15 protein-coding genes are annotated in these 23,302 nt (G+C 70.8%); 10 read left to right on the top strand and 5 right to left on the bottom strand.

Annotated features, from left to right (window positions below; all coding sequences use genetic code 11):
• Positions 1 to 131: 131 nt before the first annotated feature.
• The gene (locus Apa02nite_RS04070; RefSeq protein ID WP_239164109.1) at positions 132 to 2,456 is read left to right on the top strand and encodes a putative bifunctional diguanylate cyclase/phosphodiesterase; all 2,325 of its coding nucleotides are present in this window, start codon (positions 132 to 134) and stop codon (positions 2,454 to 2,456) included.
• Positions 2,457 to 2,466: 10 nt separating this feature from the next.
• Here Apa02nite_RS04070 and Apa02nite_RS04075 read toward each other — a convergent pair whose 3' ends face one another.
• Complete coding sequence (locus tag Apa02nite_RS04075; protein ID WP_239164110.1) at positions 2,467 to 3,543, bottom strand: MBL fold metallo-hydrolase; 1,077 nt, start codon at positions 3,541 to 3,543, stop codon at positions 2,467 to 2,469.
• A 79-nt stretch (positions 3,544 to 3,622) separates the two neighbouring features.
• Between Apa02nite_RS04075 and Apa02nite_RS04080 the strand changes: the two genes are divergently transcribed.
• Both Apa02nite_RS04080 and Apa02nite_RS04085 read left to right on the top strand, forming a co-directional pair.
• Positions 3,623 to 4,213, top strand: coding sequence for a TetR/AcrR family transcriptional regulator (locus Apa02nite_RS04080; RefSeq protein WP_203823897.1), 591 nt, complete (start codon positions 3,623 to 3,625; stop codon positions 4,211 to 4,213).
• Between the two features lie 85 nt (positions 4,214 to 4,298).
• Complete coding sequence (locus Apa02nite_RS04085; protein WP_239164111.1) at positions 4,299 to 5,516, top strand: acyltransferase family protein; 1,218 nt, start codon at positions 4,299 to 4,301, stop codon at positions 5,514 to 5,516.
• On the opposite strand, the gene Apa02nite_RS04090 is transcribed toward Apa02nite_RS04085, so the two are convergent.
• Entirely contained in the window at positions 5,513 to 6,064 is a 552-nt protein-coding gene (locus Apa02nite_RS04090) for a hypothetical protein (RefSeq protein WP_203823899.1), read from the bottom strand. The genes Apa02nite_RS04085 and Apa02nite_RS04090 overlap by 4 nt on opposite strands.
• 362 nt (positions 6,065 to 6,426) lie before the next feature.
• Between Apa02nite_RS04090 and Apa02nite_RS04095 the strand changes: the two genes are divergently transcribed.
• Complete coding sequence (locus Apa02nite_RS04095; protein WP_203823900.1) at positions 6,427 to 7,296, top strand: GDSL-type esterase/lipase family protein; 870 nt, start codon at positions 6,427 to 6,429, stop codon at positions 7,294 to 7,296.
• Here the strand turns inward: Apa02nite_RS04095 and Apa02nite_RS04100 are convergent.
• Complete coding sequence (locus Apa02nite_RS04100; RefSeq protein WP_239164112.1) at positions 7,286 to 8,584, bottom strand: MFS transporter; 1,299 nt, start codon at positions 8,582 to 8,584, stop codon at positions 7,286 to 7,288. The two genes, Apa02nite_RS04095 and Apa02nite_RS04100, sit on opposite strands and share 11 nt — an antisense overlap.
• Positions 8,585 to 8,700: 116 nt before the next feature.
• Between Apa02nite_RS04100 and Apa02nite_RS04105 the strand changes: the two genes are divergently transcribed.
• The 6 genes from Apa02nite_RS04105 to Apa02nite_RS04130 all read left to right on the top strand — a co-directional run bounded on the left by Apa02nite_RS04105 (position 8,701) and on the right by Apa02nite_RS04130 (position 17,954).
• Positions 8,701 to 9,510: an AAC(3) family N-acetyltransferase gene (locus Apa02nite_RS04105; protein ID WP_239164113.1), complete on the top strand. Its 810-nt coding sequence runs from the start codon at positions 8,701 to 8,703 to the stop codon at positions 9,508 to 9,510.
• A gap of 288 nt (positions 9,511 to 9,798) precedes the next feature.
• Entirely contained in the window at positions 9,799 to 10,965 is a 1,167-nt protein-coding gene (locus Apa02nite_RS04110) for an FxsB family cyclophane-forming radical SAM/SPASM peptide maturase (protein WP_239164114.1), read from the top strand.
• Positions 10,966 to 11,185: 220 nt separating this feature from the next.
• Complete coding sequence (gene fsxC, locus Apa02nite_RS04115; protein ID WP_203823901.1) at positions 11,186 to 12,376, top strand: FxsC protein; 1,191 nt, start codon at positions 11,186 to 11,188, stop codon at positions 12,374 to 12,376.
• 49 nt (positions 12,377 to 12,425) lie between these two features.
• Complete coding sequence (gene fxsT, locus Apa02nite_RS04120) at positions 12,426 to 16,340, top strand: FxSxx-COOH system tetratricopeptide repeat protein (RefSeq protein ID WP_203823902.1); 3,915 nt, start codon at positions 12,426 to 12,428, stop codon at positions 16,338 to 16,340.
• Between the two features lie 285 nt (positions 16,341 to 16,625).
• Positions 16,626 to 16,781, top strand: coding sequence for a hypothetical protein (locus tag Apa02nite_RS04125; protein WP_157441073.1), 156 nt, complete (start codon positions 16,626 to 16,628; stop codon positions 16,779 to 16,781).
• On the top strand, positions 16,782 to 17,954 hold the full coding sequence (locus tag Apa02nite_RS04130) for an FxsB family cyclophane-forming radical SAM/SPASM peptide maturase (RefSeq protein ID WP_203823903.1): 1,173 nt from the start codon (positions 16,782 to 16,784) through the stop codon (positions 17,952 to 17,954).
• Here the strand turns inward: Apa02nite_RS04130 and fxsT (Apa02nite_RS04135) are convergent.
• Together fxsT (Apa02nite_RS04135) and Apa02nite_RS04140 are read right to left on the bottom strand one after the other, a co-directional pair.
• Positions 17,949 to 21,893 (bottom strand): FxSxx-COOH system tetratricopeptide repeat protein, encoded by a 3,945-nt coding sequence (gene fxsT, locus Apa02nite_RS04135; protein ID WP_083970786.1) that lies wholly within the window; start codon positions 21,891 to 21,893, stop codon positions 17,949 to 17,951. The two genes, Apa02nite_RS04130 and fxsT (Apa02nite_RS04135), sit on opposite strands and share 6 nt — an antisense overlap.
• A 61-nt stretch (positions 21,894 to 21,954) precedes the next feature.
• Complete coding sequence (locus Apa02nite_RS04140; protein WP_203823904.1) at positions 21,955 to 23,199, bottom strand: TIR-like protein FxsC; 1,245 nt, start codon at positions 23,197 to 23,199, stop codon at positions 21,955 to 21,957.
• Between the last annotated feature and the right edge of the window lie 103 nt (positions 23,200 to 23,302).

Raw genomic sequence — 23,302 nt, forward strand, 5'->3', positions numbered from 1 at the left:
GAACAGGCCTCTGACCTGCCCTACCCTTGCCATGGCGCGATGTGGACAGCGGGCCTGCCCCGGCCGTGGCCCGGTGAACGTGGAACGTTCGGGGGAGATCCGCTCCCGATCCGGACCGCTAGTGTCGGGCCGTGCTTCCGTCGACGGTCCTCCGCAACAGCACTGTGGACAGAAGGTACGTGCTGGCCACCGTCGTGATCGCCGCGCTCGGCACGCTCTGGTGTGCCGCCTTCCTGTGCTTCGGCGTCGGTGTCGAAGCGGTGGCGTACGCGTTCGTCCCGCTCGGTGGCCTGCTGACCATCCCGTCGGTGCGGCCGCTGACCCGCCGGGACGCCGGCCGTGATCCGGTCGCGGTCCGGTTCTGGCGCACGATCCGGCTCGCCGTCGTGCTGATCACGATCGGCTACGGCTGGTTCGCCGTGGACATGCTCACGCACGCCGACCAGGTCCGCACCCGCACCATGACACCACCGGCGGCGGCCGCCGTGGCCCTCGGTTTCCTCGTCGCCATCTGGGGGCTGGCCCGGGTCCCGGTCGTCGCGGCCGGTGGCGCCGAACGGTGGCGGGTGGCGCTGGACCGGACCATCGCGTTCCTCGGGTGCGCGGCGGTGCTCTGGTATCTCGGGCTGGCGCCGATGCTGTCCGCCGCCGAGCCGTGGAGCCCGCAGGCGATGCTGCTGGTCGGCCTCGGCCTGCTGGTCGCGGTCGGCGCCGCGGCGAAGGTGTCGTACCTCGGTGACGGCCCGGTCGACCGCGTCGCGATGCGGCTCCTCGCGGCCGCCGGTGGGGTGCCGGCCGCCGCGTCCGCCGTGCTCGCGGTGCAGTTCGGCCTGATCGGCAGCATCCCGGCGCAGACCGTGGTGATGCCGCTGTGCCCGGTGCTGACCACCCTCGGCGTCGCCGCGCAGATCCGTGCCGACCGCGGGCCGCGCCGTTCACCGGCCCGCACCGGCATGGTGCTGCCCTACCTGGCCATGCTTCTGGCCGACGTGCCGCTGATCGCGGTCGCCGTCGGTGCGCCGCTGCGCTGGCCGGTCCGGGTGGTCCTGATCACCGCGGTCGTGGTGACCGCGCTGGTCATGGTCCGGCAGTTCCTCACGTACCGGGAGAACGACCGGCTGCTCCGGACCGCGCGCCGGCAGGAGGAACGCCTGCAGTACGAGGTCAGCCACGACGGCCTGACCGGGCTGGCCAACCGGGCCCTGTTCCGGGACCGGCTCGCCGCCGCGCTGTCCACCACCGGCCTGGCCGCGGTGCTGCTCATCGATCTGGACGACTTCAAGACCGTGAACGACCTGCTCGGGCACGGGGTCGGTGACCAGCTGCTGGTCTCGGTGGCCCGGCTGCTGCGGGCCGAGGTGGGTGACGACGGGCTGCCGGCCCGGGTCGGCGGCGACGAGTTCGCGGTGGTGCTGGCCGGTGCCGACCCCGAGGTCCTGGCCCGCCGGTTGCTGGCCGCCCTCGCTCAGCCGATCAGCGAGCATCGTCTGCTGGTGCAGGCCAGCGTCGGTATCGCGATCGCCACGCCGGGCACCACCGTCGATGCCGTGCTGCGCAACGCCGACGTGGCGATGTACATGGCAAAACAACAAGGCAAGGCAGATTTCGTACGGTACGTCGACGGCATGGGCGAGCCGGTGCTGGCACACATGCAACTCGGCGGCGAGCTGCGGCGAGCCCTGGACAACAACGAGTTCCGGGTGGTCTACCAGCCGATCGTGCGCCTGGACGGCCGCCGGGTGATCGGCGTCGAGGCGCTGGTCCGGTGGGATCACCCGACCCGCGGCGTGGTCAGCCCGGCCGAGTTCATCCCGGCCGCCGAACGGACCGGCCTGATCGTGCCGCTGGGCCGGTTCGTGCTGCGCGAGACGTGCCGGCAGGCGGCGGCGTGGCTGGCCGAGTTCGGGCCGGACGCGCTGAAGGAGGCCGGGCTGAACGTCTCCGCCCGGCAGCTGCACGACCCGGACTTCGTCACCGAGGTGGCCGCCGCGCTGGCCGACAGCGGGCTGCCCTGCGAGCGGCTGATCCTCGAGGTGACCGAGTCGGCGGTGCTCCGCGGCCAGCAGGTCTCCCGCGCCCTGTACGACCTCGACCGGATGGGCATCCGCCTCGCCCTCGACGACTTCGGCACCGGCGAGTCGTCGCTGAGCCTGCTGCGCGCGTTCCCGGCCGCGATCGTCAAGCTGGACAAGTCCTTCGTGGACGGCATCGAGATCGACGACGGGCACCCGGCCGCCATCGACGCCCGGCAGGCGGTGGCCCGCGCGGTGATCCAGCTCGCGCACGCGCTCGGCCTGGACACCGTCGCCGAGGGGATCGAGAGCCCCGAGCAGGTCACCGCGCTCCGCGAGCTCGGCTACACCCTCGGCCAGGGCTACCACCTGGCCGAGCCGATGAGCGCCGAGGGCGTGTCCCGCCTGCTGGCCGGTCAGCAGGCGGCGGCCGGGGTGTCCTGACCGGTCGGTCTCAGGCGACCTGCTGCCACCAGGCGTCGATCTCGGGCGGGCAGTCCACGTCCACCCGCTCGCCCGGTCGGGGGACGGCCAGCTTCACGCCGCGGGCCTTGGCCTCGCTCCAGGCGCGCTCGACCGGCTCGGCCCAGCGGTGCGCCGCCAGGTCGAAGGTGGCCCAGTGCACCGGGATCATCAGGCCGCCCTGGACGTCGACGTGCACCGAGACGCCGTCCTCGGGGAACATGTGGATGTCCGGCCAGGCCTCGCCGTACGCCCCGACCTGCACCAACGTCACGTCGAACGGGCCGTGCTCGGCACCGATCCCGGCGAAGCCGGTGAAATAGCCGGTGTCGCCGGAGTAGAACACCCGGCGGTTCTCGCCCTTGATCACCCAGCTGGCCCAGAGGGTGCCGTCGCGGCTGAACCCGCGCCCGGAGAAGTGCCGGGCCGGGGTCGCGATCAGCTCGAGACCGGCGACCCGGGTGCTCTCGTTCCAGTCGAGTTCGGCGATCCGGGCGGCCGGCACGCCCCACCGCTCCAGGTGCGCGCCCACGCCGAGCGGCACCACGAAGATCGCCGGGTGCAGCCCGGACAGGTGCTGGACGGTCGCCATGTCGAGGTGGTCGTAATGGTCGTGCGAGATCACCACGGCGTCGATCCGGGGCAGCTCGTGCAGCGGCACCGGCGGCTCGTGCAGCCGCCGGGGGCCGGCGAGCTGGGAGGGTGAGCAGCGGTCGCTCCACACCGGGTCGAGCAGGACCCGTTTGCCCTCGATCTCGATCAGCGCGGTGGAGTGGCCGTACCAGGTGACGTGCAGGCCACGCGGGTCCGCGTCCGGCTCGGTGGCCGGCGCGGCGACCAGCGGGATGGCTTGCTTCGGGCGGCGGGCCGCGGTGCCAGTGAACACGGCTGCGGCGACCTTCGGGATGTCGGTGAGCGACAGGCCGGAGGTGGTGGGCACGTTGTTGCGGAACTTGCCGCCGGAGAACTGGGGTGAGGCCTCGACGCGGGCGAGGCGAGCCCCGGTCGGCTTCGCGCCCATCTGCGCGGCGATGTTGGACGGGGCCGGGGAGGAGCTCTTCGCAGGCATGCCACCAATGTAATCGGTGATAACAATGTAGGCAACGCTCACAATGTGTTCGTCGAATACATCACGGTAGGCTGGTGCCATGAAGACCCGCCCTTACCATCACGGGGACCTGCGCGCCGCCCTGCTCGTCCTCGCCGAGGACACCCTGCGTGAGCGCGGGCCGGCCGAGCTGTCGCTGCGGGAGCTGGCCCGGGAGGCGGGGGTCAGCCCGGCCGCGCCGAGCCGGCACTTCAAGACCAAGCAGGCCCTGCTGGACGCGCTGGCGATCGAGGGCTTCGATCGGCTGATCACCGTGCTGGCCGGTGCGCTGGAGCAGACCGGCGCCACGTTCGCCGAGCGGCTGTCCGTGCTCACCCGTACCTATGTGGCTTTTGCGACCGGCAATCCGGCCCTGCTCGAGCTGATGTTCTCGCGCAAGCACGAACCCTCCGCCCCGGCGGAGCTGATCGCGTCCACGCACCGGCTGATGATCATGGCCACCGGCCTGCTCGAGGACGGGCAGCGCCGCGGCGAGGTCCGTGCCGGCCCGATGATCCCGCTCGCCGTGCCCCTGGCCGCGGTCCTGCAGGGCATGACCGACCTGGCACTGAGCGGCGGCTTCACCCCCGACCAGGTCGAACTGGGCCTCACCGAGACCATCACCTTCATCCTGCGCGGCTACGCCCCCTGACCCCGGGCTGTGGATCGGCTGTGGGCCGGTAGTCTCTGCGGCCATGTCGCATGCTGAGCCGCCCGTTCCGCCGGTCAGGGGGCGGATGGCGTTTCTGGACGGTCTCCGGCTGGTCGCCGCGCTGATGGTGGTGCTTTACCACTACGCCGGCCTGCCCCGGGTCGCGAGCGTGTGGGACGTGCCGTCGATCGTCCACGCGTTCCCGGATCTGAGCCGGATCGCGTCCTACGGCTGGCTCGGCGTCGAGTTGTTCTTCCTGATCAGCGGGTTCGTCATCTGCATGAGCAGCTGGGGGCGGGATGCCGGCGCGTTCGCCCGGTCCCGGATCGTCCGGCTCTTCCCGGCCTACTGGGCGGCCGTGCTGATCACCGTCGCGGTGACCGCGATCTGGAGCGAGCCCCGGCCGCTCACCGCGAACTGGAGCGAGATCCTGACCAACCTCACCATGCTGCCGAAGCCGCTGGGTGTGCCGCAGGTGGAGGGGGTCTACTGGACGCTCTGGGTGGAGGCGCGTTTTTATCTGCTCTTCGCGTTCCTGGTGTGGTGGGGGCTGACCACCCGCCGGGTGCTGGTCTTCGGCTACGGCTGGCTGATCGTCGCGACCTACGCGGTCGAGGCGGAGTCACCGCTGCTCAGCACGATCGTCATGCCGGACTACGCGGCGTTCTTCGCCGGCGGCATCGGGTTCTTCCTGATCCACAAGTTCGGCTCGGACCTGAAGTTCTGGGGCCTGGTCGGCTTCTCCTGGCTGATCGCCCAGCACAACACGTATGACATGGTCCTGCTGGTGAACCGGCCGATGCCGCGCCCGATGTCCGCGACGGCCGGTGTCCTGCTGGTCACGGTCTTCTACGTGCTGATGGCGGGGGTGGCGCTGGGCTGGTTCCGCCGGGTCACCTGGGGCTGGCTGACCACCGCGGGCCTGCTCACCTACCCGTTCTACCTGCTGCACGAGAAGATCGGCTGGGTGCTGATCCACCAGATGCGGGACCTGCGGCCGCGCTATCTGACGCTGATGATCACGGTGGCCGTCATGCTGGTCGCTGCCTGGCTCTTGCACCGGTTGGTCGAGCGGCCGCTTGCCGGTTATCTGCGCACGAGGCTGGCGACGCCGACACCGGACACTCCGCGCGGAACGGCACCGCGGGCGAGGGTGCCGCAGGAGGAGACGCCACGGGACGACACCCCGCCGGAGCGAGCGCCGGACGACCTGATCCGCGACGCTTCCCGCCGTACAAAATCGGACGAGGCGGACCCGGGGTCGCACGCGGCGCGCGACCCCGGGCCGGTTCTGCTGCCTTAGATCCGGCACTCCCAGGAGCTGGCGTCGTAGAAGTCGCGGAAGCGGTCGATCGCCGTGGCGCCGGCCGTGTGCTTGCAGACCTCGGGCAGGCTGACGTCGAAGTAGACCGGGTCGACCCGGCTGTAGTTGACGCAGTGCCAGTCGTAGACGGTCGTGCCGAGCAGGGCGGATGCGCTGTGGCCGGTCGAGGTGCAGTAGTCGTCGATCGCCGGGGTGACCACTGTGGATGTGACGCGCCAGCAGCTGACCGAGGCCGGGTCGCGGAATCCGGCGATCCGGTCCACGGCGCCGGTGCCGTAGGTCCAGCGGCAGGCCGCCTCGAAGGTCAGGTCGTGCGCGGCGCCGTCGCTGCCGGTGCAGTGCCAGTCATAAGCGGTCACGCCGGTCAGGGCGGCGTCGGCGTATCCGATCGAGCGGCAGTAGGCGCCGAGGTCGAGGCCGCCGAGCTGCTGCGGTGTGGCGGACGCCGCGGCGGCCGGGCCGGTCACGGCCAGCATCCCGGCGAGTCCGACGAGCAGAGCGAGCAGGACCTTGCTGAGCGAACGCATGCTTCTCCCGACGTTCAGAAGTGTCCTTTTCGGACTTTGGGCACGTGCCAGCCTAGGGATCTGACGGCATTCTGCAAGCCCTTGCAACTAGAACGTAACTTCTCTCAGCAGATGGTTCATCTTGCAGTCACGCACCCTTCAAGATCAAAATCAGAAGATCGATGTCGTGCGTCCGCCGGGGTGCGGACCGCCGCTCCCGCCGGGACCCCTGCGGGCTTCGCTGGCCGCTGGCGCGTCCAGGACGCGAAACCCTCCGGGCGATGTCCGTGGGTGGTCCATGCCAAACCGTTCCGTGCCGTGGCCGGGGGAGCGTGGGTGGCATATCGTGCCGGAGTCGTTGCTTCCGGCTGAATCGGGGGAAGATGCCGCGTCGCTGGCAGGTCGCCGTCCTGGCGCTGCTCGGGGTCTTCGCGCTGGCCTGCGAGGGTGGCGCCGGCGCGGCCGACCCGGAGCCCACGCCGAGCCGGAGCCGGACGGTCGCGCCGTCGACCGGCTACCCGGCGTCGATGGCGGCGCTCGGCGACTCGATCACCGCCGGCGTCGGCAGCTGCCTGGCCTACGTCGCGTGCAGCCGGAACTCCTGGGCGGCCGGCACCGCCCGCGGCGTGGACAGCCACTACCAGCGGATCCTGGCCGAGAACTCGAAGATCAAGGGCGACGTGCACAACTTCGCCGAGCCCGGCGCGGAAGCGGACGCGCTCGCCGGCCAGGCGGCCCGGGCGGTCGACGCGAAGGTGCAGTACGTGACCGTGCTGATCGGCGCGAACGACGCCTGCTCCGGCCGGCTCCGGGACATGACCTCGGTGGCGAGGTTCCGCGACGAGGTGGACCGCGGGCTGGCCACGCTGAAGAAGGGCCTGCCCAAGGCCCGGGTGCTGGTGGCCAGCATCCCGGACCTGTACCGGCTGTGGCAGGTGGGCCGGGACGACGAGCAGGCGCTCCGGGTGTGGAGCAGCGGCGGGGTCTGCCCGTCGATGCTGGCCGACCCGGCGTCCACGGCGCGCGCCGACAACGAGCGCCGGCGCGGGGTGCGGGACCGGATCGACGCGTACGACGACGAGCTGCGCCAGGCCTGCAAGGCGTACGGCAGCCGGTGCCGGTGGGACGGCGGGCAGGTGCACGACCTGCGGTTCACCCTCGACCTGGTGAACACGTTCGACTACTTCCACCCCAACCTGGAGGGCCAGAACGAGCTGGCCGCGATCACCTACCCGGAACGGTTCAGCTGGTAATCGTCTTCTCCGGAGCGGACGACCGCGCCCAGAGCGCCGCGAGCACCGTGCCGACGCAGAGCGCGGCCGCGCTGAGCCCCAGCGACCAGTGGATGCCGACCACCGCGCCGAACAGGCCGACAGTGATGCCGCTGCCGAAGCGCAGGCCGTTCGCGGACATGCCGTACACCCCGATCACCCGGCCCCGGTCCGCGGGCGGTGCCATCAGCTGCACCACGGTCTGGCCCACCGACATCGACGCCAGGTTGGCCACCCCGCCCGCGACCAGCAGAAGCACCGCGATCGGGTAGCTCGGAGTGACCGCGAAGCAGAGAGTGAACAGGCCGTACAGCCCGGTGCTGATCACCGCGGAGAGCACCGTGGGCCGGATCCATCCGGTGGCCTCCAGGACCAGGCCGCCGACCACACCGCCGACGCCGTTGGCGAAGAGCAGGATCCCGTACGCCGTGCCGGCGTCCCCGCTGCCCAGGTCCTGGGCGAAGAGCGGCATCGCGGACTGCAGCGAGGCGCCGACGAAGAACGAGCCCAGCCCGCCCAGGATGATCATGCTGACCAGGGTGTGATCGGCGCGCACCTCGCGGAGCACCCGGACCGAGTCCATGATCCCGACCCGTTTCCGGGGCACCCCGCCGTCCCGGGTGTGCCCGGTGAACCTCGTGCGGAACAGGAACAGGGTGAGCGGCAGGTAGAAGACGATGTTCGCGAAGATGCCCCAGGTCGGCCCGAGCCCGAGCAGCAGCGCCGAGCCGACCGCCGGCCCGAACAGCACCCCGAGACTGCGGAACGTGGCGTTGAGCCGCACGGCGCTGGGCAACTCCTCGTCGCCGACGAAGTCGTGCAGCATCAGCTGCTCGCCGGGACCCCACAGGGCGCCCGCGACACCGTGCAGCACCAGCAGCACGCAGGCGTGCCAGACCTGCAGCGTGCCGGTCAGGAAGAGCACGCCCCAGGCCGCCGAGACCAGCATGAACAGCACCTGCGCGAACTGGATCACCCGCCGGCAGTCGTACCGGTCGGCGAGGCCGCCGAAGAAGACCGACAGGAACAGGAACGGCACCCAGTGGCTGATCACCTGGAAGCCGGCCAGCGCCGACGAGTGGAACTTCTCCCACAGCACCCAGTAGGTGATCACGTGTTCGATGTTGTCGGCCATCATGGCCAGCGCCGCACCGAAGAGGTAGGGCCGGCAGTCCGGGTTGCGCAGCGCGGCGAACCGCCGTGGTGGATCCGGTTTCGGGACGTGCGTGTTCTGACCGCAGGCGGCACACATTGTTCTCAGGACCTCCACCGGACAGCCTCATCCCCGCGCCGCCCGCCGGCGCGGCAGGTGACCGAGGAGTGATCAGCGCCACTCGTCCGTGCTACATAAGGACCCGGAAGTTCCGATCAGTGCCAGGAGGGTCAGTGGATCTTGTGGACCGAGTGGACGCCGGCCCGCGCACCCGCGCCTCGCTGGCCGGGGACCTGCGCGCCCTCGGCCTCGGCGCGGGGGAGATCGTGCTGCTGCACTCCTCGCTGAGCTCGCTGGGCTGGGTGTGCGGCGGGGCGGTCGCCGTCGTACAGGCCTTCCTCGACGTGCTCGGGCCGGCCGGCACGCTGGTGGTGCCCGCGTTCGCCACCGAGAACCGGGACCCGGCGCGCTGGGCCGGCCCGGAGATCCCGGTGGCCTGGTTGCCGCTGATCCGGGACAGTCTGCCGCCGTACGATCCGGCTCTGACCTCGTGCCGCTCACTGGGGGCCATCGCCGAGACGGTGCGGTGCTGGCCGGGCGCGCACCGCAGCCCGCACCCGCAGACGTCGTTCGCGGCGATCGGCGCCCGGGCGGCCGAGCTGACGAGCCGGCACGACCTGCCCAGCGAGCTGGGTGAGGAGTCCCCGCTGGCCGCCCTGGAGGCGGCCGGCGCCCGGATCGTCCTGCTGGGCGTGGGGTTCGCGAGCTGCACGGCCTTCCACCTGGCCGAGTACCGGCTGCCCTGGCGCACACCCCGCGACAACGCCTGCGTGATGACCACCCCGGCGGGCCGCGCCTGGGTCCCGTACCGCGGGGTGCTGCTGAACGCGGGAGACTTCGCCGAGCTCGGCGCGGATCTGGAGCGCACCGGGGCGGTGACCACCGGCCCGGTCGGCTCGGCCGCCGCCCGGCTGCTGTCCCTCCCCGCGGCGGTCGGCTTCGCCCGCGATTGGCTGACCACCCATCGTGTGCCACCCGGATAGTCCCCGGTGGCGACTACTGTACGTACCCGTATCGACGCTCTACGATAACGTCACCGGTGGCCTCCGCCCCGCAAGATCACGTCTCGTCGATGCGAGGTTTGCGGCATGGCACGTAAGCGGGAAGTTCCGATCGCCGATCTTCAGTCAGTGGGGCAGGACCCTGCGCGGCTCCATCACCTGACCGCTCGCCGACCAGCCGTCCGGTTCGCGGTCGACGGGACGCGGCATCCGAGCGCCTTCAGCAATTTCGCCAACGGGCAGCACCTCGACGACACGTCGGGGTGATGGGTGGACGAGCTCCTGGGCCCGGCATCGGCGCCGGTACGCCAGGTTCTCCTGAAGGTCCACAGCAGATGCAACATCGCCTGCGACTACTGCTACGTCTACCAGCACGCGGATCAGAGCTGGCGTGACCGCCCCCGGGTGATGTCCCGGGCGACGATCGACCTGGCCGCGGCCCGGATAGCCGAGCACGCGGGCAAGCACGACCTGCCGTTCCTCTCGGTCATCCTGCACGGTGGTGAACCGCTGCTGGCCGGCCCGGACGTGATCGACTACCTGGTCCGTACGGTGCGGGCCGCGGTCACCAGCCACACGAAGGTCGCGTTCGGCCTGCAGACCAACGGCCTGCTCCTGAACGACAGGTTCCTGGAACTCTTCGCGGCCCACCGGATCCGGGTGGGTGTCAGCCTCGACGGCCCGGCGGCGGCCAACGACCGGCACCGGCGGTTCGCCGACGGCCGGGGCAGTCACGCCGGCGCGGCCCGGGCGCTGCGCCGGCTCAACGAGGCCCGGCACCGGCCGCTCTTCGGCGGCATCCTGTGCGCGGTGGACGTGGCGAACGACCCCCTCGAGGTCTATCACCATCTGCTCTCCTTCGACCCGCCCGAGATCGACTTCCTGCTGCCGCACGGCACCTGGGACCGGCCCCCTCCGCATCGGGGCCCGGACCAGGACCGCACGCCCTACGCCGACTGGCTGATCCCGATCTTCGACAGGTGGTACGAGTCGCCGGCGCCGCAGACCCGGGTGCGGCTCTTCGAGTCACTGGTCTCGCTGCTGCTCGGTGGGCCGGGTGGTGCCGAGGGGCTCGGCCTCGGGCAGGTCGACCTGGTCACCGTCGAGACCGACGGCAGCCTCGAACAGGGTGACGTGCTGAAGACGGTCGCGCCCGGCGCGCCCGCCACCGGCCTGCACGTCCGGTGGAACTCCTTCGACGAGTACCTGGACCATCCGGGCGCCCGGGCCCGCCAGGCCGGCCTGGCCGCGCTGGGCGCCGAGTGCCGGCGCTGCCCGCTGGTCCAGGTGTGCGGCGGCGGCCTGTACGCCCATCGGTTCAGCACCCGCAACGGATTCGGCAACCGGTCGGTGTACTGCGCCGACCTGGCCGCGATCATCCGGCACGCGGCTCGGCGGCTGGCCGCCGACCTGCCGCCGCCATCCGCCGGAAAGTGAGTCCGATAAATGTCCGTCCCGCCCTCGCCGGGTCCTCTTGTCGGACTTGAAACCCGCTGCGGGGTACCCCTCAGGTGCCCTGTGCGGTACTAATGACACAAAGCCCTCACCGGGCGGGTCGCCTACATCTGGCAGCCTGCCGGCCCAGAGGCCGCCGATGCCTCCTGCGCGGGATTCCTCTCGCGACCGCTGGGCCCGTTGGTGGCCGTCGGGAGGCCGGATGCTGTATTTCTTTCTGAGCTACGCGCCTGACGAGGACGACATCTTCGTCCACCGGTTGTACCAAGACCTGTCCGCGGAGATCATCCGGCGGATCGGAGCGGAACCCCAGCAGGTCGTCGGCTATCTGGACGACAGCGGTGCCGGCAGCTGGCCGGTCGACGCCCGGACCGCGCTCAGCGACTGCCAGACCTTCGTGGCCCTGTGCTCGTCGAAATACCTGGCCAGTGAGCGGTGCGGCCGGTACTGGGGAGTCTTCGTCGACCGGATCCACGGCGACGGCTCGGACAACGGGCGCGGCGCCGACTCGTTGATCCCGGTGCTCTGGGCCGCCGACGGCCTTCCCGACGACGTGTTCCACGAACCGGACCTCGAGGTCCGTCCCTTGCGGACTCCCAACGGCGACGACCTCCGGATCATGATGCGGCTGCGCTCGCACCGGGCGGCGTACGCGGCCTTCGTCGCCTCGCTGGCCCATCGGGTGGTCGAGGCGGCCCACGCCCATCGCCTGCCGCCGGCGCCGTCCGGTACCGACCCGGACGCCGCGGTGAACCCGTTCGATCGTCGGAGACACCGGCACGGCGTGGCCGGGCGGTCGACGAAGGTCTACGTCGTGGTCGCGGCCGGCACCCGGGAGCAGATGCGGGCGATCCGCGGCGACCTGCGGTTCTACGGCCTGCGGCGGGAGGACTGGGCGCCGTATCAGCCGGTCGCGCCGCAGTCGCTGGCGGCGCGCGCGTGCGGGATCGTCTCCGACCGCCGCCTGCAGTCCGAGGTCGTCCCGATCGAGTCGGCGGCCGAGCGGCTGCGTGCGGGGCTGCGGCGCGACATCCTGGTGCTGCTCGTCGACGCCTGGGCGGCCCGGCTGGACGATCTGGAACCGGCGCTGCGGGAGATCGGGCGGCAGGACAAGGAGGCCGTAGCGGTGCTCGTGCCGGCCAGCGCGGACGACGTGGAGACGTCGGCCCGCCGCGTCGAGCTCCGCGGTGAGGTGCTCAAACGTTTTCCCGGCCGGTCGTCCTGGCACGACTCACTGCTGCGGATCGGTGTCGAGTCCCCCGACGACTTCGACGCCGACCTCTCGGTGGCGATCGCGGCGGCGCAGCGGCGGGCGTACCGGCGGGGCTGGGGGGAGCAGCGGCCGGACCCGTCCCGGGCCGGGGCGCGACGTCCGGTGCTGGAGGGACCGTGACCAGGGCCCCGGCGAGCTGCGCGGAACACCGAGTTGGGGGAGGGACCACATGACGCTGCGGAACGGCCAGATCATCACGTTCTACTCGTTCAAGGGTGGCGTCGGCCGGACCATGTCGCTGGCCAACGTCGCGTGGATCCTGGCCAGCACCGGTCGGCGGGTGCTCACTGTGGACTGGGACCTCGAGTCGCCCGGCCTGCACCGCTACTACGCGCCGTTCCTGGCCGACCGCGATCTTCGCCAGTCGCCCGGTGTCATCGACGCGATCACCCGGTTCGAGCAGCGGGCCGGTGAGGCGGCGGCCCGCGGCGAGAGCCTGCGGCCGGAGGAGATCCGGCAGCTCGCCCGGATCCAGGAGTACGCGACGTCCCTCGAGCGCTACGAGTTCCCCCGGGGTGGATCGATCGACTTCGTCCCGTCCGGCCAGCAGGTGCCCGAGTACTCGCACACGGTCAGCAACTTCGACTGGGAGACGTTCTACACCCGGCTGAACGGCGAGGAGTTCCTGCACCACCTGGCGGAGAACATGCGCAGCCACTACGACGTGGTGCTGATCGACAGCCGGACCGGGCTGAGCGACAACGCCGGCATCTGCACCGTCACGCTGCCGGACGCCGTGGTCAACTGCTTCGCGTACAACAACCAGAGCATCGAGGGCGCGCTCGCGGTGGCGAACACCATCCGCCGGCTGCGGCCCAGCATCCGGATCTTCCCGGTGCCGAGCCGGGTGGAGGACGGCGAGACCGCCAAGCTCAACCGGCGCCGCGCGCTGGCCCAGCAGCAGTTCCGCGAGTTCGTGGCGACGCTGGGGTACGCCGATCCGAGCAAGTACTGGGGCCAGGTCGAGCAGCCCTACAAGCCGTTCTACGCGTACGAGGAAACGCTCGCCACCTTCGGCGACCGCCCCTACCAGGAGAACGACCTGCTGGCCGCGTACGAACGGCTGGCCGGCGAGCTGGTCGGCGAGAAGTGTGAGCTGGGCGAGATCTCCGAGGCCATCCGGCTCGGCTGGCTCTCCGAGTTCGAGCAGCGCGGCGCGGTGAGCCCCGGCCCCGCCCTGATCTGCTACACCCCGCGTGACCGGATCTGGGCCGAGTGGATCGCCTATCAGCTCCGGCTGGCCGGGCAGCGCAGCGTCCTGCAGGACGTCAACGCGCCGGTGGACGCGGCCGAGGCCCTGGCCCGGGCGGACTGCGCGGTCGTCCTGCTCTCCCAGGAATCGGTCCGGGTGCCGCAGCTGGAGAGCTGGTGGCGGCTGACCGTCCGGCGCGACATCCCCGGTCACGGCCGGTTCCTCGTGCCGGTCCGGGTGGACGGCGTCCGCCCGCCGGAACCGTTCGCCGACCGCGAGCCGGTGGACATGTTCAACGTCCCGGAGCGGGCGGCCCGCGACTCGCTGCTGGCCCGGCTCGACATCCGCGACGCGGGGGTCGGTCATCTCGGCATCTCCGGCGGCCCGCACCCGCGGTTCCCGTTCGAGCCGGCCCGGGTCTGGCGCGCGCCGGCCCGGAACCACGGATTCACCGGGCGGGACGCCACCCTGGAGTCCCTGCGCGAGCAGCTCAACGCGAGCACCGCGCAGACCGGTCCGGTGGTCCTGCAGGGGATCGGCGGCGTCGGGAAGACCCAGATCGCCATCGAGTACGTGCACCGGTTCAACGCCGACTACGACATCGTCTGGTGGATCTCGGCCGACCAGCCGGCGCTCGTCGTCACCGCCCTGGCCGACCTGGCCCGGGAGCTCGGCCTGCCGATCGCCGGGTCCGGCCGGGCCGACGAGGAGGCGGCCGCGGTGCTGGAGGCGCTGCGGCTGGGCAGCCCGTCGTCGAACTGGATCGTCATCTTCGACAACACCGAGGACCCGGAGCAGATCCGGCGGTTCCTGCCGACCGGCGCCGGCGACGTCGTCGTGACGACGCCCGGGCAGGAGTGGTCCCGCACCGCGTGGACCCTGGACATCAACGTCTTCGACCGCTCGGAGAGCCGGGCGCTGCTGACCCGGCGGGTCAAGGGCCTGTCCGGCGCGGACGCCGACGAGATCGCCGGCAAGCTGGGTGATCTCCCGCTGGCGGTGGAGCAGGCGGCCGCCTGGCTGGCCACCACCGGGATGTCCGCGCGGAGATATCTGGATCTTCTCGACGAGCAGCTGCCCCGGATCCTCAACGAGCCACCACCACCGGGCTATCGGCACCCGGCCGCCGAGACCTGGCGGCTGTCACAGGGACGCCTGCGGCAGGCGAACCCGGCCGCGGCCTACCTGGTCGAGCTGCTGGCCGTCCTGGCGCCGGAGCCGATTCCCACGATTCTGCTGGACAGCCCGGGTATGGCGGACGCGCTCGCGGTCTTCGACCCGATGTTCCGCGACCAACTGATGCGCAACTCGTTGGTGCGGGAGGCGAGCCGGTTCGGTCTGGCTCGTGTCGATTCAGCGATTCAGGCACTTCGCATGCACCGGCTGGTGCAAAGTGTCATTATCAGCGACCTCTCCGTTGACGAACAGAGGCGCAGGCGGGAGCAGGTACACGTGATCCTGGCGAAGGCCCAGCGAGGCGATCCTTCCGACCAGCCCAGTTGGCCGACGTACCAGGGGATTCTGACCCACCTGGAACCCTCGGGCGCGCTCGACTCCGAGGATCCGGAGGTGCACCAGCTCACCGTCGACATGGTGCGCTACCTGCGGTACCGCGGCGACCTGACCGGTGCGCGCCGGCTCGCCGACCGGGCGATCGGCACGTGGGAGAGCCGTCTCGGCGCCGAGCACCTCTCGCTGCTGCGGATGCGCAGCGAGCTGGGGAACGTCCTCGAGGCGCACGGCGAGTACCAGGCCGCGCTGGAGGTCCAGGAGGACGCCGCGCGCCGGATGATCGAGCAGCGGGGGCAGACCTATCCGTACGCCCTGATCGCGCTCAGCGGTGCCGCCCAGGCGTACGCGGGCCTGGGGCAGTACCAGCGTGCGGTGGAGATCGGCGAGCAGGTCCTGGTGCACTGGCAGACCACGGTGGGTGACAACCACCGCCGGACCCTCGCGGCCAGGAACAACTTCGCGCTCTGGCTCATGCAGGCCGGTGACTTCGGGCGGTCCCGGGAGATCAGCGAGCAGGTGGCCGCGGCTGCCGAGACGCTGCTCGGCCCGACCGCCCGGTGGACGCTGCTGTGGCGCTGCAACCTGGGCCGGTTCCTGCGCGCGGACGGTGACCTGACCAGGTCGGAGAGCGTGCTGCGGGAGACCCTGGCCACCTGCCGGAACGCGCTCGACGAAGCGGACTCCTATCTGCTGCTGACGCAGAAGGAACTCGCGATCACCCTGCGGCGGCTCGGTCACCTGAGCGAGGCGCGTGAGCTGGCCGAGAGGTCGCTGGCGGCGTTCGGGCGGACGACCGGCGCTGATCATCTGTTCACCCAGTCGTGCAAGCTCGAGATCGCCACCATCCAGTCGGCGCAGGGTGACCACGCCGAGGCCCGGGCCGCCGCCGCCGAGGTGCTGGCCGCGTACAGCCGGATCCTCGGTGCGACGCACCCGGCGAGTCTGATGGTGGCGAACGACCTCGCGGTCCTCGAACTGGCCGACGGCCGGGTGCAGGACGCGACCGAGCCGCTCACCCGGACGTATGCCGCTCTCGAGGGGAAACTGTCCGCGTCGCACCCGTACGTGTCCATCTGTCGGATGAACGTGGCGAGTGCGCTGTTCGCATCCGGTGACATCCAGGGCGCGCTGGAGTTGGATGTCACTTGTCTAGCCGGCTTGCGGGAGAAGCTGCACAGCCGGACCCATCCGGCGGTGCTGGCGGCGACCGCGAACCTGGTGGCCAGCCGGCTGGCCACCGGTGACCGGGTCGGTGGTGAGGCGCTCCGCGAGGAAGCGCTGCGGATCGCCGGTGACATGTTCGACGAGAAGCATCCGCAGGTGATCGCGTTGCGGACCGGCGGCCGGAGCTTCATCGATCTCGAGCCGGCCGACAGCTGAATCATGAGTGGTCACATGACGCGACATCGAAGACGTGAAAGGTGTGAATGGGAATAACTGGAGAAACGCGGATCTATTTTCGCACGCACCGTGATCTCGGGCTCCACAAACCGTTTCCGTGAGCATTCACGACGCGTGATTTAGCGATTACCCAGCGGGGCGCCCCCGGTACTGATGATCTTAGTCGACACGCAGGACCGGGCGATGGTGTCAAGCCTTCGGTGCGCTAGGCTCGGCCCGCGTTTTCGGCTGAGGGTGCAGTGAAGGGCTGGCATGGAACCTGACGTGGATCTGGATGCGCGCGTCATCCCGATCGCTCCCATCCGGTGGGCAGAATTTGATCTTGAGGCCGTGGAGAATCCGGTTCTCATGGCAGTTCTCGTCCAGGCCCGCAGTGGTGAATCGCGTCCGGGACGATCCTTCAACAATTTCGTCAGCTGAATGCCCGTCGCCCCGGATGTGTCGCCGTTCCGGCAGTTTCTCCTGAAGCTACACAGTCGGTGCAATCTGGCCTGCGACTATTGTTACGTCTACGAACACGCTGATCAGTCCTGGCGTGAACGTCCCCGGGTGATGGCACCGGAGACGGTGGCGGCCGCCGCCGCCCGGATCGGCGACCATCTTCGCACCTGGCGCCCCGCCGAGGCGGCCGTCGTCCTGCACGGCGGAGAGCCCTTGCTCGCCGGGGCGGAGGTCGTCCGCGACGTGGTGCGCAGGGTCCGTGCGTCGGCCGGTGGCACCACGCGCCTGGAGTTCGCCGTCCAGACCAACGGTCTGCTGCTGGACCCGCCGATGCTGGACATGCTGGCCGAGGAGCAGGTCGGCGTCGGGGTCAGCCTGGACGGCCCGCGGGCCGTCAACGACCGGCACCGGCGCTTCGCCCACGGCGGCGGCAGCTACGACAGGGTCGCGGCCGGCCTGCACCGGCTGGGCCAGGATCGCTATCGGCACCTGTACCGCGGCCTGCTCTGCACGATCGACGTCCGCGAGGATCCGATCGAGGTCTACGAGGGATTGCTGGCCTTCGACCCGCCCCGGATCGACCTGCTCCTGCCGCACGGCAACTGGACGACGCCGCCACCGCTGCGCACCGCGGACGCCTCGAGCACCCCCTACGCCGACTGGCTCATCCCGATCTTCGACCGCTGGTACCGCTCGCCGTCCTACCGGACCGACGTCCGGCTGTTCAGTTCCATCATGTCCCTGCTGGTCGGAGGCGCGAGCCGGGCCGAGTCGGTCGGGCTGACCCCGATCGACTACGTGACGATCGAGACCGACGGCACGATCGAACAGAGCGACGCGCTGAAGACCGTCGGCGAGGGCGCAGCCGCCACCGGGCTGACCGTTTTCGACAACAGTCTGGACGAGGCGCTCCGGCACCCGGCGATCCGAGCCCAGCGCGACGGCGTCTCCGCGCTCTGCGCCACCTGCCGCGGCTGCCGCCTGGTCCAGGTCTGCGGCGGCGGCCTCTACGCCCACCGCCACCGCGCCGAGAACGGCTTCGCGAACCCCACCGTCTACTGCGCCGACCAGCAAAAACTGATCGACCACATCAGCAGCCAGATCTCCCCGGACCTGAACCGTGCCCGGCTGGCGTCGGCGCGGAGCTCATAGCGACGGCGGGTCGATGTCGCAGTTGAGGCGGCGTTCCTCGATCGGGGCGCCGGTGTTCGGGTGATCGGGTCCGAGCGTCTCGCGGAACAGGTTGTGCGCGTCCTGCCGCAGCCGTCGCGCTTCGACCTGCTCGTCGAGGGCGGCCAGCGTGATCGCCAGATTGCTCATCGCGGCCAGGGTGTCGGGATGTTTCGGCCCGAGCGAGGAGGCGAGGCGTTCGTACACGTCCCGGTCGTTGGCCCGCGCGCCCGGCAGGTCGCCGCCGTCGAACAGCTCGTTGCCCCGGTTGACCAGGCAGGCCAGCGTGTACGGGTGGTCCGGGCCGAGCATGATCCGGAACCGGTCGATGACCTCCTCGCTGATCGCCCGGGCGTGTTCGTGGTTCCCGAGCTTGCGCGTGAAGATCGCGACGTTGTTCCGGCAGGCCAGGGTCGACGGGTGGTCCGGGCCGAACCTCGCGTCGTACTGGCGCAGGGCGCTCTCCGCAGTCGCCTGGGCGGCCCGGTCGTCGCCCAGCGCGGACTGGATGTTGGCCAGGTCGTTCAGGCAGGCGAGCGCCTCGGGGTGGTTGCGGCCCAGACGCCGTTCGAGCTTGGGCTTGATGTCCCGGGTCAGGTCGTGTGACTTGCTCAGCTCGCCGAGTTTGCGCAGGGTCACGGCGAGGATCCGCGCGATGATCAGCGTCAGCTCGTGTGCCGGCCCGTTCACGTCCGTCGACCGGAGCATGACCTGCCGCAGCAGTCGCTGCGCGTCGGTGAACCGGCCCAGGTCCCGATAGTCGCGGCCGAGGCTGGCGCCCACCCGGAGCGCGTACGGCCGGTGCAGCCCGATCTTGCTGGACAGCTGGTAGGCCGTCTCGTCGAGCTCGGTCGCCTGGCGGAAGTCGCCGATGAACCGCAGCGACAGCGCCTTGTTGCTCATCGCGAAGATGGTCCGGGGTGCCTCCGCGCCGAGCACCCGGATCGCCAGCGAGAGCGCCTGGTCGTCGAGGGCCAGCGACTCCTGGTACCGGCCCAGTCCTTTGAGGTCGGCGGCGAGCCCGCTGATGCTCATCACGACGTACGGATGCTCCTGCCCGACCGATCCCAGCAGCAGCTCGTGCACCTCGTTGTCGATCTCGTAGGTCTCGGCGTACCGGGCCTGGGAGCGGATCGCGTTGGCCATGTGCAGGCGGAGCCAGAGTGTGGTGGTGTCGTCCGGCCCGCCGCCGCGCCGCCACGCGATCAGGGCGCGTTCGCCGAGCTCCTGACTGTCCTGCCAGTCACCGATCCGCCAGAGGTAGCGCACCATGTCGATGACCAGCTGCCGGACGGCGGGCACCGGGGAGTTGAGCACCCCGGTCGGCTCCAGGTGCCGGCGGATCAGGCGGTAGTCGGGCCAGGTCTTCGGCTCGTCGGGTTCCTTCGGATTGGCCGCGGCGAGGACGTCGTGCACGCTCCGCTCGGTCGACTCCCGGTCCTCGGGTGTCATCTCCGACCGGACCACGGTCTGCACCAGCCGGTGCATCTCGATGGTGCCCTGACCGGTGTCGGAACGGGCCAGGGCGTACCGCCCGATCTCCTGCACCAGCCGCCCGATCAGCAGCGGGTCCTGCAGGCTCGGATCGAGCCGCTGGAGCAGGGCGATGAACGTGCTGCTGTAGAGCAGGCGCATCGGGATCGGCTCGGGGGCGAAGAACGCGCACACCTCGAGCAGGCGCGCCGCGGCCGGGAGGTCGGCGCGGATGCGTTCCAGCGACAGGCGCCAGGTGCCGGCCGGGGTCTGCTCGTACCCGGGTGGGGGATTCTCCCGGAGCATGCGGGGGAGTTCGGTGTCGAGCAGTTCGGAGTACGCGCTGGCCGGCATGCCGGTCGCCGCCAGCCAGGCGGCGGCCTGCTCGATCACGAGCGGTAGGTCGCCGAGCTTTCCGGCGATCATTTCCGCGTCCGGCTCGGAGATCGCCGGCACCAGCCGGCGGATCAGGCTGACGCTCTCCACCCGGGTGAAGACCGGGACCTCGGTGGCCGTGACGTACCGGCCCCAGGCGAGGTTCCGGGTGGTGAGCAGGATGTGCCCGGCCCCGGCCGGGAGGTACTGCCGGATCTCCTCCGGCTGGTCGGCGTTGTCGAAGACCAGCAGCCAGCGGCGATAGGGCTCACCGCGCCGCAGGGCGTCCAGCACGCCGTCGACCGTCTCGGCGGTGCTCGGCCCGGTCGGCAGGTCCAGTGCCTCGGCGAGCTCCGACAGGGCGGCGCGGACCAGGCTGGGCTGCTCGGCCGGGATCCACCAGACGATGTCGTAGTTGGCGGCGAACCGGTGGACGTACTCCAGCGCGATCTGGGTCTTGCCGGCGCCGCCGAGCCCGTGCAGCGCCTGCGGGGAGGTCGCCGTGACGCTGATCAGCAGCCGGTCGCGCAGCTCTTCCAGCAGCCGGGTCCGGCCGGTGAAGGTCGGGTTGCGCTGCGGGGTGTTCCAGACCGGCGGGATGTTCGCCGGGAACCGCGAGGCGGACCGCTGCGCCTGCCGGTCGACGCCGGTGGGTGGCTCCAGGTGCGGCTGGTCGAAGGCGCTCAGCAGGGCCGGCCGGGCCTGCTCCTCGCTGAGGCCGAAAAGCTCCAGCTCCCGGGCCCGGTGCGGCTCGGTGAAGGGTGCGGACAACCGGCTGTTGTCTATGCGGATCCGCAGCAGGTTGCCGCCGGCCGACTCACGCTCGGCGACCTGGTCCCAGAGCCACGCGGCCTGCGGTGAGCGCAGGTAGTCGTGGGAGATCAGGACGACGAGCCGGGCGGCCGGGCCGTCGGCGGGCATCGGGTCGGTGCCCGGCTCGGACGAGATCGCGGCCAGTTCGATCTCCTGGAGGGTGACCGACTGGCCGATCTGTTCCAGCTCGCCGGCGATCCAGTCGGCCCAGGTGCGGTCGATCGAGGCGTAGCTGATCATCGTGCGGGGGTTGATCGAGGGCTTCTGGCGTTCGAACGTGGACAGCCAGCGGCGCCGTTCGCGCTCGTCCATCGGCGGCAGCTCGGTGACCGCGTTCTCGGTGATGATGCCGGTCAGGCGTTCGAAGGAGGAGAGCAGCGAGTGCTCCTGCCGGGCGCGCTCACCGAAGGTGGCCAGGATTTCCTCGTACGCGAAGAAGGGCTTGTACGGGATCTCGACGTCACCCCAGTACGCGGCCGCGGCATCCGGGTCCAGTCGCAGGAACGGCTCGAACCGCTGCCGCGCGTGGTCCCGGCCGGTCTCGAGCTTGAACAGCTCGGCGTCCTCGACCCGCATCGGCACGGGCAGGATCCGGACCGGGCGGCGACTGCTGAGCCGCACGATGGACTCCGCGACCGCGGCCGCGCCGTCGATGCTCTGCTCGTTGAGGGTGAAGCAGTTGACCACGGTGTCCGGCAGGTTGACCGTGCACATGCCGGCCGAGTCGCTGAGCCCGGTACGGCTGTCGATCAGCACGTAGTCGTACCCCTGGGACATGTTCACCCGGAGGGCGCGGAGGAACTCCTCGCCACCGAGGCGCTCGTAGAACGCCGCCCAGTCGAAGGTGCTCACCGTGCCGGAGTAGGCGGCGTTCTGCTGGCCGGCGGGGAGCAGGTCGATCAGGCCGTGCCCCGGGAAGCTCCAGGTCAGGGACACCGCCTCGCGTTCCACGTCGGCGTAGCGCTGGTACCAGTCCGGTTCGCCGGGATCGGCGGCCGGGTCGACCACCGCCGCCGCGAAGTCCCGGATCATGTCGATCACGCCGCGGGAGTGCCGCAGCTTCTTGTCCGCCAGGAACGGCCGGAAGTAGTGGTGCAGCCCGGGTGACTCCAGGTCCCAGTCGACGGCGAGGACCCGATGCCCGTTGGCGGCCAGGATCCACGCCACGTTGGCCACCGCCATGGTGCGGCCGGTGCCACCCTTGAAGGAGTAGAAAGTCACGATCTGACCTGAGTCGCGGTCGTGCGGCGAGCGCGTCATGGTCGGGACTCCATTCCCTGGTGGTGGCCGTGGCGGCGGTCGGGGGTGGACCTCGCAGCGATCAGGGGCCGCGGAGGATCGGCCGCTGGCCGGACCGGGCCGGGAGCTGATGCTGCACCGTCTTGGTGCGGAACATCCGGTTGCGGGACCGCTCCAGCACGACGCCGAGGTCGGCGTCGAAGGACTGCGGGCTGATGATCACGCTCCGGAACGAGTCGAGCCGGGCGCTCATCCGCCGCCCGAACACCTGGCTGAGCGTCGCGGTCAGCTGACTCAGGTACGTGTTCGTCTGCTCGTCGTCGTGCCCGGCCGGCACCAGCACCGAGGCCGCCGCCGAGGTCGCCGCCACGTCGTCGGCCTCCTCGAACCGGGCCAGCGCGTTCCGGTGCCGGGACAGGCCGGTGACCCACAGGTCGACGAGGAGCACGATGATCCAGTCGGTGGTGTCCTCGTCGCTGTCGAGGTGCTCCCGCAGGCCGTCCAGGTCGGTCACCATCGCGTGGAACTGGTGCTCCAGCGCCACCTGCCGGGCCCGGTCGGCGATCGGCGCATCGAGATGCGGCCGGTACGGCGCCCACTGCTCGGGCAACTCGCCGTAGAACCGCGGGTCACGGTCGACGCCGGGCAGCAGCTGGCCGGCCAGGTCGGCCCGGGACGGCGCGGCGACGATGAACTTCACCAGGTCGGCCGGGCTGACCGCGGGCGCCGGCGCCGCGCCGGTCTCGTGGAAGGCGCTGTGCACCTGCTCGAACGGCAGCGGGTTCGGATGCGTCGGCACCGGCCGGCCGGACGTGGCGACCTCGACGATCTGCTGCGCCAGCCGGGCGAGCATCTCCAGGTAGTCGTCCCGGTACCGGGTGAGCCGGATGATCTGCCGTAGGCCGGTGCGGCCGTACGCCTCCGGCATGCCGTGATTGAGGTACTGCCGGGCCTCGATGGCGGCCGGGAGCCGGGGCGGGGGCAGCCAGAGCAGCGGGATCAGCGGCGGCGGATCGACCGAGGGATCGCCGTCCTCGAGCCGGCTGAGCCGATCCGAGAAGATCGCCCACTCCCGGCCGCAGGGCTCGCTGATCAGGTAGCGCGGGGAGATCAGGGCCACGAAGGTGCGGCAGATGCCGAGCGCGCTCATCAGCGTCCGCGCCCACGACTCGCCGACCTGCATCTCCACGTCGAGGAAACCGACGGTCGAGGTGGGCGGCAGGCCCGCGTAGGAACGGACCTCGGCGGAAAGGTCGTTGAAGAACTGCTTGACCGAATCCCGGTCGTCGCCGCGCGCATAGCTGAGGAAGAAGTAGTAGTCCGGCAAGCGGTGCTCCCAGTCGTGGCGACACTGTTGGCGGTGACGTTCCTAGTTGCACCAAAGCGTGTTTGCACCAGAGCGGTCGACGGCGGGTCGCTCACGAGGAGTA

The sequence above is a fragment of the Actinoplanes palleronii genome (assembly GCF_016862315.1).
GTDB classification, from domain to species: Bacteria; Actinomycetota; Actinomycetes; order Mycobacteriales; family Micromonosporaceae; genus Actinoplanes; species Actinoplanes palleronii.